The organism is Falsiroseomonas sp. E2-1-a20, from assembly GCF_051433195.1.
In the GTDB taxonomy this organism is placed as follows: Bacteria; Pseudomonadota; Alphaproteobacteria; order Acetobacterales; family Acetobacteraceae; genus Falsiroseomonas.
Window position 1 is genome coordinate 64,758 of the sequence record NZ_JBHMFT010000008.1, and the last position, 17,323, is coordinate 82,080.

A 17,323-nucleotide genomic window follows, 5' to 3' on the forward strand; every position below is an offset into this window, starting at 1 on the left:
CTCGCCCTTCTCCTGGCCGCCACCGATGCCCAGGCAGCGCCCGCGAGCGGCATTGACCCCGCAGGCGTTAGGGTTCCATCCTGGCTTCGCAGAGCAAGGGGATCATCATGCCAGCACCGAACGCCACGCGCCGGGCTGCGCTTGCACTGGGAGCTGGCGGGCTGATCGCCCTCACGCTGCGCGACACCCGTGCACAATCGACGCGGGCGATGACCTTCATCACGCCGTTTTCCTACATCCTGGCCTTCGTCGACGTGCTGAATGCCAAGGGCGGCGGCTATTTCGAGCGCGCGGGGCTCGACGTCACCATCGAGCAGGGCCGCGGCTCCGCCATGGCTGTGCAGCAGATTGTCGGCGGTGGCGGGCTGCTGTCCCGCACCGGCGTGGGGGACCACATCCGCGCTTCCTCGCGGCCCGGTGGCGATGACCTGATCGCGGTCGGCACCATCAGCCAGGGCTCGCCCTTCTACGTCATCAGCGCCCCGTCCAAGCCGATCCGCACGCCGGAAGACATGGCGGGCAAGACCATCGGCGTCCTGTCGGTGGGCGGTGCGACGGAGATCGTGCTCGATGTGATGCTGCAGGCGCGCGGCGTGGACCGGGCGCGGGTGGCGCGGCAGGTGGCGCCGAACTCGCCGGCTGGGTTGCAACTCATCGAGCAGGGGCGGATCGATGGCTACATCGTCTCGGCCGGCGTGCCGATTGCGCTGCAAGCCGCCAACACGCCTCATGTCTCCTGGAACACGGACGACGTCGCCCCGATCCCCGGGCAGTGCTACATCGCCCGGCGATCCACGCTGGCGCAGAATGGCGACCTGGTGGTGCGGTTCCTGCGGGCCGTGAAGCTTTCGCTCGACGACATGCTGGCGGATGCGGACCTCTCGAAGACCCTGGCCAACCTGCGGGGCTTCGAGATTGCGGAGATGCGCAATGCCGCCACCGCGCCGCTGATCCTGCGCAACGAGATGCAGTTCTGGCTGACCGCGGGACGCGAGAACATCCTGCGCAACGTGCCGGAGCGCTGGCAGCGCGGCTACGACCTGATGGCGGCAGCCGGGTTCACCCCGCCCGGGCTGAGGGCGGATACACTGTACACCAACGACTTCGTCAACCGCGCACTCGCCTGATGCGCTTCCGGCGCGCGGAAGCCGCGCTGCTGCTGGTGGACTACCAGCGGGGGTTCCTGCATGAGCGCGGCTTCGTCGCGGCCCAGGGACGCGATGTCTCGGCCTGCGCCGCCGCCGCACGGCAGGGCTATGCGCTGGCACGCGCCGCGCGGGCAGTGGGCATGCCGGTGATCTGGACGCGGCATGTCCTGCGCGCGGATCACGCCGATGGTGGGCTGCTCACCACGGAACTCCGGCCACGTCTCGGCGAGATCGGCGCGCTCGCCAGCGGCAGCGAGGATGTCGGGATTCCGCCGGACGCCGGTGTCGAGCCGGTGGACGTGGTGATCGACAAGCCACGCTACTCGGCCTTTTTCGGCACCGCGCTGGATGTCGTGCTTGCCACGCGCGGCATCCGCGCGCTGATGGTCGGCGGCGTGACCACGTCGATGTGCGTTGAGAGCACTGTGCGGGATGCGGCGCAGCGGGATATCCGTACCTTCGTCGTGCGCGATGCCGTCGCGGATTTCGACCTCGCGCGCCACGACGCCTCGCTCGCTGCCATGGCCTTCGGCTTCGCCCGCATCCTCGGCGCCAATCAGGCCATGGACGCGATGGCCGCCGGAGAGGCGGGCTTCCCCCTGCCCTGACTCACGCAATGGACAGCGGCCGGACGGCGCGCGATCCTCGGCGGATGCAGGCTGCACACACGGCACCGGGAGATCTCATGGCCGAGGCCAACCATCCCGCGATTGCCTTCCACTCGGTTGAAAAATGGTACGGTACGCGCGACGAACCGGTTCACGCGCTGGCTGCCACGGACCTCGCCGTGGCGGACAGGGAATTCCTGGTGCTGCTGGGGCCGTCCGGGTGCGGCAAGACCACCATGCTGCGGATGATCGGCGGGCTGATCGCACCGACAGCGGGCGAGATCACCATCGAAGGCGCCAGCCTCTGGCGCAACGGCCAGCGGCAGGCGGAGGCTTTGTCCGACCTCGGCATGGTCTTCCAGGAGGCCAACCTGTTCCCATGGCTGTCCATCGAGCAGAACATTGCCCTGCCGCTGGAGTTGAAGGGAACACCAAGGGCGGACCGGGCGGCGCGGGCGCAGGCGCTGGCGACGCTTGTCGGCATCCAGGGCTTCGAGAAGCGCTGGCCGCGCGAACTCTCCGGCGGCATGCGCCAGCGTGCTGCCATCGCGCGCGCCCTGTCCTACGACCCGCGCATCCTGCTGATGGACGAACCCTTCGGTGCGCTGGACGCCATGACGCGGGAGGCGATGAACCTGGAGTTGCAGCGCATATGGCTCGAGACGCGCAAGACCATCGTCCTGGTCACCCATTCCATCGCCGAGGCCGTGTTCCTGGCCGACCGCATCCTGCTGCTGTCGCCGCGGCCCGGAAGGGTGGACCTGACGGTGGATGTGCCCTTCGCACGTCCGCGCGGAACGGACCTGCAGTCGACGCCCGAATTCCAGGCCATCGTCCGGCAGTTGCGGCACCGCCTCAACGAGATCAGCTAGGGAGCGGCCGCGCGTGACCGAGACGGCAAGGCCCGCCCCCGCGCAATTCGCCAAGCGCCTGGTGACCATGGATGCCGCATTGCCCTGGATCACCACGCCGATCCTGCTCGGCATCCTGATCCTGATCTGGGACACCTATGTCCGCTACGCCGGCATCTCGCCATTGATCCTGCCGCGCCCTGGTGCGGTTTGGACGGCCTGGATGGAGATGCTGCGCGATCCGCGCGCCTGGCACCACACCTGGATGACGGTCTATGCCACGCTGTCCGGCTTCGCCTATGCCTGCGTCATCGGCATCACGCTCGGCGTGCTGATCGCGCGGCTGCGCTGGCTGGAGTTGACGCTGAACCCCTTCATCGTGGCGACCCAGGTGATCCCGAAGGTCGCGCTGGTGCCGCTGTTCGTGCTGTGGTTCGGCTTCGGCGTGACGTCGAAGGTCATCGTCGCGGCGGTGCTCGCCTTCTTCCCGATCCTGACCAACACGGCGATGGGCGTGAAATCCATCGACGAAGGGCACCGGGACGTGATGGTGTCGCTGAACGCCACGCGCTGGCAGGTGTTCCGCCGGCTGGAGTTCCCCTCAGCGCTGCCCTTCATCATCACGGGCCTCGAGATCGGCATCGTCCTGGCCATCATCGGCGCCGTGGTCGGCGAATATCTCGGCGGCAATGCCGGGCTGGGGCATCTGTTGATCGCGCGGCTCAACGCCTTCGAGACGGACCAGATGTTCGCCGTGCTGATCCACATGTCGATCCTCGGCTTCGTCTTCTATTTCGCGATCGGCGCGCTACGGAAGATGCTGGTGCCCTGGCATGCTTCCGCGCGGCTGCGGGTGTGATCGTGACCGGGGAACAGGCGCAGATCCTCGCCTCCGTCGACGCCTTCCTGGCGCGGCGCCTGCCGCCGGCCGAGATTCGCCGGCGCGACGCGGCGCATGTGCCGTCCTACGACCTGCTGCCGGAGATGGGCCAGGCCGGGCTCTTCGCCCTCGCCGTGCCGGTGGCGGAGGGCGGGCTTGGTGCGGACTGGACGACGGTGTCACTGGTGCAGGAACGGCTTGGTGAGCATGCCTACATGGCCGCCTCCATCTTCAACCGCGTCGTCGGCTTCGGGCTGGCCTCGGTCCGCGGCTACGGCAGCACCGCGCAACGTGCCGCGCTGCTGCCGCCGCTGATGGCAGGCGAGGCGTTCTGCGCCCTGGCGCTGACGGAACCGCAGGCCGGCAGCGACGCCGCCGCGATCCGCACGCGCGCGACGCGCCAGGCCGGCGGCTGGCGCCTGAACGGCCGCAAGACCTGGATCAGTGACGCGCGGCAGGCTCGCTGGCTGATCCTGCCCGCGCGCACCGGGCCGGAGACGGAGGGGCCGCGCGGCATCTCGTTGTTCCTGGTGCCGAGCGACTCCCCCGGCATTGCCATGACGGGGCTGCCGAAGATCGGCAACAACTGCATGCCCTCCTTCGACATCGGCCTGCAGGATGTCGACCTGCCGGAGGATGCGCTGATGGGCGAGGAAGGCCGCGGCTTCGCGCAGATGATGGCGACGCTGCATTATTCGCGCGCTTCCATGGCCGCCACCGTCACCGGCGCCGCCGAGGCGGCGCTGCGCATCGCGCTGGCGCATGCGCAGGTCCGTGTGCAATTCGGCCGGCCGATCGGGCAGTTCCAGGCGATCGCGCATCGGCTTGTGGATATGCGCATGCGCGTCGACCAGTCGCGCCTCATGGTACGCCACCTGGCGCGGCTGATCGACCAGGGCGCGCCGTGCCGGCGGGAGGCCGCGCAGGCCAAGGTCATCGCGACCGAAACGCTGCGCGATGTCGCCGATGCGGGCATGCAGATCCTGGCCAGCGCCGGCTATTCGGCGGACAGCGACATGCAGCGCCTGTGGCGCGACTCCCGCCTCTACACCTTCGGCGAAGGCGCGAACGAGGTGTTGCGCGATTCCATCGCGCGCGACCTGGGACTGACGGCAAGGGGAACAGCGTGACAGGCATCCGGGCGATCGATGCGGTGGTCAACATCTGGACGCCGGAGGCGCTGGCCGGCCGGCCGGACCGTACCGGCTTCTACACCAGCAAGATGCGGGTGAAGCGCGAGATCTTCGAGGGCATGAGCCTGAAGGACATGATCGCGCGCATGGATGCCGCCGGCATTGAGAAGGCCTTCCTCATCGCCGCCAAGGTCGGCCGGCTCGGCCACCCGGCCTGCTACCACGTGGACTACCGGCTGGTGGCGGATGCGGTGCAGGCGCATCCCGACCGCTTCCACGGCCTGGCCGGCCTCGACCCGACGGAGGGCATGCGCGGCGTGCGCGAACTTTCCCGCGCCGTGACGGAATACGGCTTCATCGGCGCTCATTTCTACCCGCACTGGTTCGAGTTGCCGCCGGATCATGCGAAGTGGTACCCGTTCTATGCGAAATGCGTCGAACTCGACGTGCCGGTGCAGCTCCAGGTCGGGCAATCCATGGTCTACGATCCGAGCTACCCGCTGCGCTCCGTCGGACGACCGATCACCTTGGATGCGGTGGCCTGCGATTTCCCCGAATTGAAGATCGTGGGCATTCATGTCGGCATCCCCTGGACCGAGGAGATGATCGCGATGGCGTGGAAGCACGCCAACGTCTTCATCGGCTCGGACGCGCACAGCCCGCGCTACTGGCCCGACAGCTTCAAGCACTACATCCGCAGCTACGGCCAGGACAAGGTGATCTTCGGCACCGATTTCCCGGTGCTGGATTTCGGCCGCACCATGGCGGAGATCGCGGAGCTCGGCCTGCCCGAACCAGTGCTGGAGAAATTCCTCCGCACCAACGTGCAGCGCCTCTACAAGCTGGACGGCGCCGCCGCATGAACCTGGCCGATGCGCTGGACATCCACGCCAAGGCCCGGCCAAGCCACCCGGCGCTGATCGACGGCGCGCTGACGCTGACCCATGCGGAGTTTGCCGCGCGTGTCCGGCGCATGGCGGCATGGCTGCTGGGCCTCGGCCTGCCGCCGGACGGGCCCATCGGCATCTGCCTGCGCGACACGGCGCAGCATGTCGTGGCGCTGTATGCGGTGGCGCGCGCCGGCCTGCCGATCCTGCCGATGGATGTGCGCTGGACGACGGAGGAACAGCGCAACGTCGCGGAGCATTTCGGCGCCGCACTGGTGCTGGCGGAACCTGGATCCCCGGCCCTGCCCGGTCTGCGCTGCCAGCCTCCGGAGGAGGCCGGGGCGGAGGCCGCGGCCGCCGCCCGCTTCACCAGCGACCCAGACGCGCCCTTCGTGCTGTCGCTGTCCTCCGGCACGACCGGCCTGCCGAAGGGTCCGTTGATCGCGCACCGGCATTTCCTGGCGCGCTTCCGCACGCACTGGATCAATCTCGGGCTGAACGGCCGCGACCGCTTCGTCTGCGCGACGCCCCTTTATTTTGGCGGTGGCCGCACCTTCGCGATGTCCGTGCTGTTTTCCGGCGGGACGCTGATCCTCAAGCCTCCGCCCTGCACGCCTGAGGATCTGGTGGCCTGCGTCGCCGAGCAGGGCGCCACCAGCCTGTTCCTGGTGCCGACGCAGTTCCGCCGCCTGCTCGCGCTGGATGATGCCACGCTGGCACCGCTGCGGGCGCTGAACCTGCTGTTCTCCTCCGGCGCGCCGCTTTCGCCGGAGGAACGCCTGGCGATCCGGGACCGGCTCTGCCCGCGCTTCTTCGAATACTACGCCAGCACCGAGGGCGGTGGCGTGTCCCTGCTGACACCTGCGGATTTGGCGACGCACGGCGAAACCGTGGGGCGGCCGGTCTTTGCGGTCGAGGTCGAGGTGGTGGATGCCCAGGACCGCCCCCTGCCCGCCGGTGAGACCGGCCTGCTGCGCTACCGCGGTCCCGCCTGCGCGACAGCCTATCACCGGGACCCGGAGGCCTCGGCCGAGGCGTTCCGCGAGGGCTGGTTCTACCCGGGCGATCTCGCCTCGCTGGACGCGGAAGGCTACGTGACCCTGCGCGGACGGCAGAAGGACATGATCATCCGCGCGGGCATCAACATCCATCCCGGCGATATCGAGGCGACGCTGAACGCGCATCCGGCGGTGGTGGAATGTGCCGCACTGGCCTGGCCGTCACCCGAGTTCGGCGAGGAGATCGCGGCCTTCGTGAAATTGGCGGAACCCTGCGACGCGGAGGTGCTGCTGGGGTTCGCGCGGTCCCGGCTGCCAAGACCGAAATGGCCCCGCGCTGTCTTCATCGTGGACGATCTGCCCCGCAACAGTGCCGGCAAGGTCTTGAAGCGCGAACTGGCGCGGCGCCTGCCAAAGCTGAATGGCTGATCCGCTGGCGACGTCCTGCCGCGTGAACTGGTGACATTTTTCCGAGAGACTTCAGCGGCCGTGATCTGAGCCCCGAGCCCTGACACGCGCCGTCGGAGCCTTCGATGTCCTTCATCGGCTCCGCCAAACGATGCATCATGGGGATTGCGAGCGCCGAGGTCCGACAATAGGGTTGTCCCGCATTGATCGGAGCGAGACCTCCCGTGACGAGCTCCCCGGACCGCTATCGCCTCGGCTTTGACATCGGCGGCACCTTCACCGACTTCGTGCTGCTCGATGCGGCGAATGGCGGGATCACGCTGCACAAATGCCTGACCACGCCGCAGGACCCGGCGGAAGGTGCGATTGCCGGCATCCGCGCCATCGTCGCGCAAGCCGGCATCGATATCGCCGCGCTGGGCGAGGTGCTGCACGGGACCACGCTCGTCACCAATGCGCTGATCGAACGGCGTGGCGCCAACACCGGCCTGCTGACGACGCGCGGCTTTCGCGACGTGCTCGAACTCGGCATCGAGCAGCGCTACGACATCTACGACCTGTTCCTGCGCTTCCCCGACCCGATCGTGCCGCGCCGCCGCCGGATCGAGATCACGGAGCGGATCACCCATGCCGGGGAGGTGGTCGAGCCGCTCGACCTCGGGCAGGTGCGGGCTGCCGGGGCACGACTGGTGGCGGAAGGTTGCACCGCCATCGCGATCTGCTTCCTGCACGCCTATGCCAATCCGGCGCATGAGCGGGCCGCCGCCGAAGTGCTGCGGGCGTCCTTCCCGACGCTGTCCATCAGCCTGTCCTCCGAGGTCGCGCCGGAGATCCGCGAATACGAGCGCTGCGTCACCACCTGCGCCAACGCCTTCGTGCAGCCGCTGATGGACCGATACCTCGGGCGGTTGATCCGGGAGATGGAGGGGCTCGGCTTCACCGGCACCTTGCGCCTGATGCAATCCGATGGGGGGCTTTGTGCGCCCGAGGTCGCGCGCGCGCTGCCGATCCGGTTGCTGGAATCCGGCCCGGCGGGCGGGGCGCTGGCGACGGTGCTGTTCGCCCGGGCGGCCGGGCTTCCGGATGCGCTGGCCTTCGACATGGGCGGCACCACGGCGAAATCCTGCCTGATCGAGAATGGCCGCGCCGAGGTGGCGCCGCTGATGGAAGCAGCCCGCGTGCACCGCTTCAAGCGCGGCTCCGGCCTGCCGATCCGCGCGCCGGTGGTGGACATGATCGAGATCGGTGCCGGCGGCGGCTCCATCGCGCGCGTGGACGAGACCGGGTTGATCAAGGTCGGCCCGCATTCCGCCGGCGCCATGCCCGGCCCGGCCTGCTATGGGCGCGGCGGGGCGGAGGCAACCGTCACGGATGCGAACCTGCTGCTGGGCTACTACGACCCCGGCTTCTTCCTGGGCGGCACCATGGCGCTGGATGTCCCGGCGGCGGAGGCGGCGCTGGCGCGGCTGGGTGAGAAGCTCGGCCTGCCGGCGATCGAGGCGGCCTGGGGCGTGCACGCAGTGGTGTGCGAGGCGATGGCGGGCGCCACGCGGGTGCACCTGGTGGAAAAGGGCCGCGATCCGCGCCGCTATGCGATGGTGGCGTTTGGTGGGGCGGGGCCGGCACATGCGGCGCGGGTGGCGCGGGTGCTTGGCATCACCGATGTGCTGGTGCCGCCGGCGTCCGGTGCGGCCTCCGCGCTCGGCTTCCTGGCGGCCCCGCTGGCCTTCGAGCAGTCGCGCAGCTTGATCGCGCCGCTCGGCGCGGATGTGGATTGGGCCGCGATCGGCGCGGCGCTCGCCGGGCTGGAGGAGCAGGCGCGTGGCCGGCTGCGGGAGGCCGGCATCGCCGAGGATGCGATGCGGGTGGAGCGCGGCGCGGAGATGCGGCTGGTTGGGCAGTTGCACCAGATCACCGTGGCGCTGCCGGAGGGCCCAATGGGCCTTGAGCGTCTTGCCGAGATCCGCGCGCGCTTCATCGAGACCTACCAGCGCCTGTACACCCGCGTGATCGAGGGTGCCGAGATCGAGTTGCTGTCGCTGCGCGTGCGCGTGGTCTCGCCGGAGCCGGAGATCGCCGTCTCGGGTTCGGTCGGGGCCGGCGACACCGGCGGCGAGGCGTTGAAGGGGAGCCGGCCGGCCTGGTTCGACGGCGCCTTCCACGACACACCGGTCTATGACCGCTACCGGATGAAGCCAGGCGCGACGGTCGCCGGGCCGGCGATCATCGAGGAACGCGAGGCGACCACGATCATCGCGCCGGGCGACACGCTGCGGATCGATGCCGTGATGAACCTGCGCATCACCGTGGGTGCCACCGCGCGGCCGCAGGCGCTGGTGACGCCGGGCATGGCGCTGGAGACCGCGATGGCGCGGATCGAGGCGGACCCGATCGGGCTCGAGATCATGTGGTCGCGGCTGATCTCGATCGTCGAGGAGATGTGGCAGACGGTCTGTCGCACGGCCTATTCGCTCATCATCTCGGAAGCGCAGGACTTCGCGAACGAGATCCTGGACCCGCAGGGCAACCCCCTGGCGCATTCGCCGCGGTCCATGCCGCTGTTCAACCTGACGCTGACCCGCTGCGTGAAGGCGCTGCTGGAGCATTTCCCGGTCGGGACGCTGCGACCGGGCGACGTGCTGGTGACCAACGATCCCTGGCTGTGCGCCGGGCACCTGTTCGACATCGCGGTGGTGACGCCGGTATTCCACCAGGGTCGCGTGGTGGCGCTGATGGGCACGGTCGGGCACGTCAGCGACATCGGCGGCGTCAAGGACCCGCTGAGCGCGCGCGAGATCTACGACGAGGGCGTGCTGATCCCGCCGATGAAGTTGTATGCCGCCAGCGAGCCCGACCGCTCGCTGTTCCGGCTGCTGGCGGTGAACATCCGCAACAGCGACCAGGTGCTGGGCGACGTGGAGTCGCTGGTGACCTCCAACGCGCTGGGCGCGCAGCGGCTGGTGGCCTTCATGGAGGAATACGGGCTGGAGGACCTGGCGGCGCTGGCCGCCGTGGTGCAGGGGCGCAGCGAGGCGGCGACGCGGGCCGCGATCCGCGCCGTGCCGGACGGCGTGTATGAGAGCGAGATCGAGAACCGTCCGCTCGGCGAGGTGCTGCGCTATCGCGTACGCGTCCACAAGCAGGGCGAGACGATCCATGTCGAGCATGTCGAGGCGCCGCCGACGCTGCCGCGCGGCGGGCTGAACTGCACGATGAACGTGACGGCGGCGCATTCCTCCTACCCGTTGAAATGCATGCTGACGCCGGCGGTGCGCGGCAACGCCGGCTGCTACGCGCCGATCAGCGTGGTGGCGCCGGAAGGCTCCGCGCTGAACTGCAAGCCGCCGGCGGCGGTCGCCTACCGGACCCGGCTGTCCTGGTTCATCGGGCCGAACCTGTACCGGGCGATGGCCGCGGCCATCCCGGACAAGGTGCAGGCTTTCACGGGTTTGCCGAAATCCTTCGGCTTCTACGGGCGCAACAACCAGGGCCGCGTGGCGTCGGACCATTTCTTCATGGGTGGCGGGCAAGGCGCGTCCTCCCGATCCGATGGCAAGTCGGGGCTGCTGTTCCCGACCTCCGCGGCGAACACGCCGGTCGAATTGCTGGAAAGCCGTATGCCGGTGCTGGTGCTGGAGAAGGGGCTGGTGGCGAACACCGGCGGCGCCGGCCGGCAGCGCGGCGGGCTTGGCCAGCGCATGCGGGCGCGGCGGCTGGATGCGGGGGCGGAGCCCATCATGGTCGGGCTGTATCCGGAAGGCTGGGGCCTGAAGCCGGAGGGCCTGTTCGGCGGCCGGCCAGGCGGACCCGGGCGCGGCACGGTGACGGCGCCGGGCGATGCGACGCCGCGCGATGTCGGCACGGGGGAGATGGTCGCGCTGTTCGATGCGCGTACCGAGATCGAGGGCCAGATCGCCGGCGGTTCCGGCTTCGGCGAGCCCTGGGACCGGGCGATCGAGGCCGTGCAATCCGACCTGGAGGATGGCTATGTCACCGCCGAGGGTGCGGTGCGAGACTACGGCGTCGTGCTCGGCCCGGATGGGCGGATCGATCCCGCCGCCACGGCAAGGCGGCGGGCGACGCGCGAAGCCGATGCGGACAGGGTCATGGCAACAAGCAACGGGGGCTCACAATGATCGAGAACATCTCACGCCGCGGGCTGCTCGGGGGCGCCGCGGCGCTGGCCGCGGCGGTGCCCGGAATGTCCGTCGCCTTCGAGCGCGACGGCAACCGCAAGGTGATGGTCTTCTCCGGCAACCAGGCGGTGCCGGTGCTCGACCCGCATGTGCGCTACGACTGGTCCACCCGGATGATCCAGCAGGTCGTCTATGATGCGTTGCTGAAATACGAGGGCGATCCGCCGGTGATCAAGCCGTGGCTCGCGGAACGGCACGAGGTCTCGGATGACGGCCTGACCTACACCTTCCACCTGGTCGGCAACGCGAAGTTCCACAACGGCGATGCGGTGGATGCGGAGGCGGTGCGGTTTTCCTTCGAGCGCGGGCTGAAGCTGAACGCCGGCATCGCCTGGATGCTGAAGGACTTCCTGAAGCCAGAGAAGATCGCAGCGGTGGATGCGCGCACCGTGCGCTTCACCCTGGAACGGCCCTTCTCGCCGTTCCTGTCCTATGTGCCGTGGTGGTACATCGTCAATCCGCGCCAGGTGATGGCGAACCAGGATGGCGACGATCTCGGTCGCAAGTGGATGACCGAGAACGATGCCGGGTCCGGTCCGTTCAAGTTGCGCCGGTTCAACGCCAACACGCTGATCCATGTCGAGGCGGTGCCCGACTATTGGAAGGGCTGGCCGATGCCGGAGGCCGAGCGCCTGTCCGGCATCATCTACCGCATCATCCGCGAAAGCGCGCCGCGCAAGGCGGCGCTGCAGCGGCGCGAGGCGGATATCATCACCAACCTGACGCCGGATGACATCGACCAGATGGCGCGGCTGCCGGGGGTCGCGATCGAGAACCACAAGGGCTCGACCACCTTCGGCATCAAGTTCAACTGTCAGACCGGGCCGACCGCCGACATCAACCTGCGCAAGGCGATCGCCCACGCCTTCGACTACGAGTCGCTGCTGACCATCCACAACGGTGCGGCGACGCTGATGACCAGCCCGTTTCCGGCCTCCATGGCCGGCCATATCGACGTGCCGGGGGTGCCGCGCAAGGACCTGGAGAAGGCGCGCGAATACCTGCGCCAATCCGGCACGCCGAACGGCGGGATCGAGCTGGAGTACGTGCATGTGCAGGGGTTGGAGGATCCGCGCCGCATCGGCCTCGCGCTGCTCGACAGCCTGCGGGCGCTGGACATCCGCGTGAACATCGTGGGCCAGCCCTGGACCACCATGGTCAGCCGCGGGTCGAAGCCCGACACCTCGCCCGCCATGATGTCGATCTACGTGACGCCGGTCGGCACCGACCCGGACACGGTGGCCTACCAGTACCATCGTTCGTCCTGGGGCCTGTACTACGGCACGGCGCATTACGAGAATGCCGAGGTCACCCGGATGATCGACGAGGCGCGCGGCGAGACCGACCAGGCGAAGCGCATGGCGCTGTATGCCGAAATCCAGCGCCGCATCGTCGCCGACCAGCCGGAGATCTTCGGCATGGTGGCCAACCGCATCTGGGCGCGCCGCGACTACGTGCAGGGTTTCAGCTTCAGCCCGGTGCGCTTCACCGGCGAGATCGACCTGTATCCCCTCTGGGTCCAGGGCTGAGCGGGCCAGGTGGCAGGCTATATCCTCCGGCGCATCGGCCTCGCGGGGCTGATGCTGTTCGGGCTGGTCTGCCTGACCTTCGTGATTTCCAACGTCGCGCCGGCCGACCCGGCGGCGCTGGCGGCGGGGCCGGATGCGGGGCGGTCGCAGATCGAGCAGGTGCGCCGGGAATACGGCCTCGACCGGCCGCTGCATGAGCAGTTCCTGCGCTATGTCGGCGACCTGGCGCAGGGCGATTTCGGACAGTCGATCGCCACCGGACGTTCCGTCGGCACCGATCTTGCCAGCTATTTCCCGGCGACTCTGGAACTGGTGATCCTGGCGATGGCACTCGGCGTGCTGCTGGGGGTGCCGCTGGGGGTGGTCGCGGCCTTGCGGAAGGATCGCGTGGTGGACCACGCCACGCGCATCTTCGCGGTGTCGGGGATCGCGCTGCCGCCCTTCTGGTTCGGGCTGCTGCTGCAACTCGCCTTCGCCACCTGGCTCGGCCTGCTGCCGACCAGCGGGCGGCTGTCCGTCTTTACCGAACCGGCGGCACCGATCACCGGGATGCTGCTGGTGGACAGCCTGCTGCGCGGCAATTTCGACCTGTTCCGGGAGGCGCTGTCCTACATCATCCTGCCCGCCATCGTGCTGTCCCTGCCCTGCCTCGCCTCCATCCTGCGGGTCAACCGCAGCGAGATGGTGGAGGCGCTGCGGACGGACTACGTCACGGCGGCCCGCGCCCATGGCGTGACGCCGTGGCGCATCGTCGCCGTGCACGCGCTGAAGAACGCCATGCTGCCGACGCTGGCCATCATCGGGCTGCGCTGGGGCTGGATGATGAGCAGCACGGTGCTGGTGGAGACGGTGTTCGACTGGCCGGGCATCGGGCTATACGCCGTCAGCTCCGCGATCTCGGGGGATTTCAAGCCGGTGATGGGGGTGACGCTGATCGTCGGGCTGAACTTCATGCTGGCCAATTTGATCGTGGACCTACTGTACGGCGTGCTCGACCCTCGGCTGCGGCGGGCCTGAGGCGATGGACGCACCCCTCGCCGTCGAACAGGCCGCCGCCGCGCCGGAACGTCGCCGGTTGCGGCTGGCGATCTGGCTGCTGACGCGGTCCTTCTCCTCCATGCTCGGCCTGTTCCTGGTGGCGGCGATCGTGCTGCTGGCGCTGGCCGGGCCGTGGATCGTGCCTTATCCGGACGATGTCGCCGGTGGCGTGAACCTGGCGAACAAGCTGCAGCCGCCCTCCGCCGCGCATTGGCTCGGCACCGACGAGGTTGGCAACGACATCCTGACCCGCGTCATCATCGGCGCCCGCCTGTCGCTGCTGGTGGGCATCGGCATCACCGTGGCGGCGGCGGTGATCGGCGTGCCGCTGGGCATCCTGGCGGGGCTGGCGGGCGGGCGGCTGCGGGAAGTCATCATGCGCTTCACCGACCTTTTCCTGTCGGTGCCGGGGCTGGTGCTGGCCATCGCGCTGGTCGCGGCGCTGGGGCCGGGCATCGAGAATGCCATGATCGCGCTGATCCTGGTGTGGTGGCCGGGCTATGTCCGGCTGGCGGAATCCAAGGCGTTGTCGATCCGCGAGGAACCCTACATCGAGGCGGCGCGCGTCGCCGGCGCCTCCCGGTTTCGGATCCTGCGGCGGCACGTGCTGCCCAACAGCATCTCCCCGCTCATCGTGAAGATGAGCATGGATGTGGGCCAGGCGATCCTGGCGGTGGCCTCGCTCGGCTTCATCGGGCTGGGCGCCAAGCCGCCGACGCCGGAATGGGGCGCGATGATTTCCATCGCGCGCGGCTACCTGCCGGAATGGTGGTGGTACGCCATGGCACCGGGCGTGTTCATCTACTTGGCCGTGCTCGGCTTCAACCTGCTCGGCGACGGGCTGCGCGACATCCTCGACCCGCGGAGCAACCGCGGGTGACGGCACTGCTGGAAATCCGCGACTACCGTTTGGCCTTCGACACCTTCGACGGCACCGCGCAGGTGCTGGATGGCATCGACCTGGGGCTGGAGGCCGGGCAGACGCTCGGCATCGTCGGCGAGACCGGCTGCGGCAAATCCGTGCTGGCGCGCAGCCTGCTCGGGCTCAACCCTGCCCCGCCGGCCCGCATCGTGTCCGGCGAGATCCGCTTTCGCGGGCAGGATCTGCTGCGGCTGCCGGAACGGGAGATGCGGCGGCTGCGCGGGCGGGCCATCTCCATGGTGTTCCAGGACCCCGCCAGCTACCTGAACCCGCTGCTCGCCATCGGCACGCAGATGGAGGATGCCATCCGCGGCCAGGATGCCGCGGCCGGGGGGCGCGCGCGGCCGCGGCGGGCGGCGCGGGTCAAGGCGGCGGAGCTACTGAGCGCGGTCAGCCTGCCGGAACCAGGGCGGCTGCTGGACAGCCATCCGCACCAGCTTTCGGGCGGCATGCGCCAGCGCGTGCTGATCGCCATGGCGCTGGCCGGGGAACCGGCACTGCTGGTGGCGGATGAGCCGACCACCGCGCTGGATGTCACGGTGCAGGCGCAGGTGCTGGCGCTGATCGCAGGCCTGGTGGCGGCGCGTGGCCTGGCGCTGATGCTGATCAGCCACGACCTGGGCGTGGTCGCGGCAAGCTGCGCGCGGGTCGCGGTGATGTATGCCGGCACGGTGGTGGAGGAAGCGCCGACGCAGGCGCTGCTGGCCCACCCGCTGCACCCCTATGCGCGCGGGCTGATCGCCGCCGTGCCGGACCTGGACCGGCCGGAGCGGCGTCCACAGGGCATCCCCGGCAGCATTCCGAGCCTGCTCACGCCGCCATCCGGCTGCCGCTTCCACCCGCGCTGCCCCGCCGCGACGGAGATCTGCCGGCGGGAGAAGCCGCTGCCGCGGCCGATCCTGCCGGGCCGCGCCGTCGCCTGCCACCACGCGACGCCATGACCGACCTCCTGCTTCGCGCCGAGGGCCTGTCCAAGGCCTTCACCAGCAAGGGCGGCGCCTTCCGGCGGCCCAGCCGGGTGCTGGCCGTGGCGGATGTGGATCTTGCCATCGCACGCGGCGCGGCGCTCGGGGTGGTTGGCGAGAGCGGCTGCGGGAAGTCGACGCTGGCGCGGCTGCTGCTGCGGCTGATCCCGCTCAGCGGCGGGCGCATCGTCTTCGAGGGCCAGGACATCACCACGCTGGGCGAGCCGGCGCTGCGCCCGCTGCGGCGGCGGATGCAGTTGATCCACCAGAACCCCTCCGCCGCGCTCGACCCGCGGCTTTCGGCCGAGGAGTCGGTGGCGGAGCCGCTGCTGATCCATGGCGTCGCCTCCGGCCGTGCGCTGCGGGATCGGGTGGCCGCGCTGCTGGCCGAGGTGGGCCTGCCGGCCGGCTTCCTGCACCGCTTCCCGCATGAGCTGTCCGGCGGCCAGAAGCAGCGCGTCTGCATCGCCCGCGCCTTGGCGCTGGAGCCCGAATTGCTGGTGCTGGACGAGCCGACCTCGGCGCTCGACGTGTCCGTGCAGGCGCAGATCCTGGATGTGCTGGAGGCGCTGCGCGCACGGCGCGGGCTCGCCTACCTGTTCATCAGCCACAACCTCGCGGTGGTGCGGCAGGTGTGTGAGCGGGTGGCGGTGATGTATCTCGGCCGCATCGTCGAGGAAGGCACGGCGGCGGAGGTGCTGGGTGCGCCGCGCCACCCCTACACGCGCGCCCTGCTGACCGCCGTGCCGCGGCTGGATGCGCGCGGCGTCACGCCGGCGGAGGCGGGAGAGCCGCCGAACCCTGCGGCGCCACCCTCCGGCTGCGCCTTCAACCCGCGCTGCGCGATTGCGGCGGAGGCATGCCGTGCCGAGATGCCGCCGCTGCTCGATGTCGGCGGCGGGCACATGGTGCGCTGTCCGCGGGTCTAGGCGGCCGGCGCCACCGAAAGCCCGGCCACCTTGTGCTGCGCGATGAACTTCGCGACCAGGCCGGAGGCCTTCGCCTCCTCGACGAAGTCGTGCAGGAACGCGGCCGCGGCGGTGTTGGCGCGGGCGGTGCCGATGGCCTGCTGCACCGCCATGAAGCGGCCGTCCAGGATGCGGGCGCCGGGCAGGCCCTCCACATCCGTCAGCAGGCGCGGGCGCAGGCCGGCCAGGGCCTCGAGCTTCTGCTCGGTGAACAGCGTGAGCGAGGCGTCCAGGCTCTCCGCGCGTATCAGCGTGGCGTGCTGGATGTTGCGGTCCAGCCACAGATCGTAGGCGGCGCGCGCCGCGACCGCGATCCGCACGCCGGGCCGGTCGACCTCGGCGAGGCTGGTGATGGGCGAGCCGGCGGGCACCAAGTAGGTCGCCTCGATTTCGGCATATGCGGCGGTAAAGGCGATTCTCTCGGCGCGCTGCGGCTCGGCACCGATCAGCCCGATATCCCAGGCATCGGTGCCGGCGGCATCCGCCAGCTCGCCGGGCCGCGGATACGGCACGTAGCGCACCGGGACGCCGAGCCGGTCCGCCAGCGCGCGCGCCATGCTGGGCGAGACGCCCTCCGGGTCGCCGGATTCGCTGCGGCCGGTGACGAGCAGGAAGTTGCTCAGGTTGATGCCGGCGCGGAGCACGCCTGTCGGCGCGAGCTGGGCGAGGATCTCGGGGGACATGACAGTGACTCCGTTGCTGGCGGCGCAGGATGCTTCGCGATGCGGCCCGGCGCCAGCCGGTCTTCCCCGCTCATGCCGCCCGCGCCATAGTCGGCCAGCAGCATCGGGA

Annotated in this window: 14 protein-coding genes; 13 read left to right on the top strand and 1 reads right to left on the bottom strand. The window is 69.7% G+C overall.

Annotation, left to right across the window (positions count from 1 at the left end; translation table 11 throughout):
- The first annotated feature begins 107 nt into the window (after nucleotides 1-107).
- The 13 genes from ACFHPP_RS12130 (at nucleotide 108) to ACFHPP_RS12190 (ending at nucleotide 16,492) form a co-directional block, all read left to right on the top strand.
- Nucleotides 108-1,127: an ABC transporter substrate-binding protein gene (locus ACFHPP_RS12130; RefSeq protein ID WP_437163503.1), complete on the top strand. Its 1,020-nt coding sequence runs from the start codon at nucleotides 108-110 to the stop codon at nucleotides 1,125-1,127.
- A complete protein-coding gene (locus ACFHPP_RS12135; protein ID WP_437163504.1) occupies nucleotides 1,127-1,756 on the top strand; it encodes a cysteine hydrolase family protein in 630 nt (209 codons plus the stop codon). Before ACFHPP_RS12130 ends, ACFHPP_RS12135 begins: the two co-directional genes overlap by 1 nt.
- 77 nt (nucleotides 1,757-1,833) lie before the next feature.
- Nucleotides 1,834-2,628, top strand: coding sequence for an ABC transporter ATP-binding protein (locus ACFHPP_RS12140; protein ID WP_437163505.1), 795 nt, complete (start codon nucleotides 1,834-1,836; stop codon nucleotides 2,626-2,628).
- A 13-nt stretch (nucleotides 2,629-2,641) separates the two neighbouring features.
- Nucleotides 2,642-3,466 carry an ABC transporter permease gene (locus tag ACFHPP_RS12145; protein WP_437163506.1) on the top strand — a complete coding sequence of 275 codons (825 nt, stop codon included), beginning with the start codon at nucleotides 2,642-2,644 and terminating at the stop codon, nucleotides 3,464-3,466.
- A gap of 2 nt (nucleotides 3,467-3,468) precedes the next feature.
- Nucleotides 3,469-4,617 carry an acyl-CoA dehydrogenase family protein gene (locus tag ACFHPP_RS12150; protein WP_437163507.1) on the top strand — a complete coding sequence of 383 codons (1,149 nt, stop codon included), beginning with the start codon at nucleotides 3,469-3,471 and terminating at the stop codon, nucleotides 4,615-4,617.
- Nucleotides 4,614-5,483 (top strand): amidohydrolase family protein, encoded by an 870-nt coding sequence (locus ACFHPP_RS12155; protein ID WP_437163508.1) that lies wholly within the window; start codon nucleotides 4,614-4,616, stop codon nucleotides 5,481-5,483. Before ACFHPP_RS12150 ends, ACFHPP_RS12155 begins: the two co-directional genes overlap by 4 nt.
- Nucleotides 5,480-6,934: a class I adenylate-forming enzyme family protein gene (locus tag ACFHPP_RS12160; protein WP_437163509.1), complete on the top strand. Its 1,455-nt coding sequence runs from the start codon at nucleotides 5,480-5,482 to the stop codon at nucleotides 6,932-6,934. Before ACFHPP_RS12155 ends, ACFHPP_RS12160 begins: the two co-directional genes overlap by 4 nt.
- 203 nt (nucleotides 6,935-7,137) lie before the next feature.
- Nucleotides 7,138-11,049, top strand: coding sequence for a hydantoinase B/oxoprolinase family protein (locus ACFHPP_RS12165; protein ID WP_437163510.1), 3,912 nt, complete (start codon nucleotides 7,138-7,140; stop codon nucleotides 11,047-11,049).
- On the top strand, nucleotides 11,046-12,638 hold the full coding sequence (locus ACFHPP_RS12170) for an ABC transporter substrate-binding protein (RefSeq protein ID WP_437163511.1): 1,593 nt from the start codon (nucleotides 11,046-11,048) through the stop codon (nucleotides 12,636-12,638). Before ACFHPP_RS12165 ends, ACFHPP_RS12170 begins: the two co-directional genes overlap by 4 nt.
- 9 nt (nucleotides 12,639-12,647) lie before the next feature.
- On the top strand, nucleotides 12,648-13,655 hold the full coding sequence (locus ACFHPP_RS12175) for an ABC transporter permease (RefSeq protein ID WP_437163512.1): 1,008 nt from the start codon (nucleotides 12,648-12,650) through the stop codon (nucleotides 13,653-13,655).
- A 4-nt stretch (nucleotides 13,656-13,659) separates the two neighbouring features.
- The gene (locus ACFHPP_RS12180) at nucleotides 13,660-14,556 is read left to right on the top strand and encodes an ABC transporter permease (RefSeq protein ID WP_437163513.1); all 897 of its coding nucleotides are present in this window, start codon (nucleotides 13,660-13,662) and stop codon (nucleotides 14,554-14,556) included.
- The gene (locus ACFHPP_RS12185) at nucleotides 14,553-15,539 is read left to right on the top strand and encodes an ABC transporter ATP-binding protein (protein ID WP_437163514.1); all 987 of its coding nucleotides are present in this window, start codon (nucleotides 14,553-14,555) and stop codon (nucleotides 15,537-15,539) included. The genes ACFHPP_RS12180 and ACFHPP_RS12185 overlap by 4 nt, the downstream gene beginning before the upstream one ends.
- Entirely contained in the window at nucleotides 15,536-16,492 is a 957-nt protein-coding gene (locus ACFHPP_RS12190) for an ABC transporter ATP-binding protein (RefSeq protein ID WP_437163515.1), read from the top strand. Before ACFHPP_RS12185 ends, ACFHPP_RS12190 begins: the two co-directional genes overlap by 4 nt.
- Here ACFHPP_RS12190 and ACFHPP_RS12195 read toward each other — a convergent pair.
- The gene (locus ACFHPP_RS12195; protein ID WP_437163516.1) at nucleotides 16,489-17,214 is read right to left on the bottom strand and encodes a transporter substrate-binding domain-containing protein; all 726 of its coding nucleotides are present in this window, start codon (nucleotides 17,212-17,214) and stop codon (nucleotides 16,489-16,491) included. The two genes, ACFHPP_RS12190 and ACFHPP_RS12195, sit on opposite strands and share 4 nt — an antisense overlap.
- Between the last annotated feature and the right edge of the window lie 109 nt (nucleotides 17,215-17,323).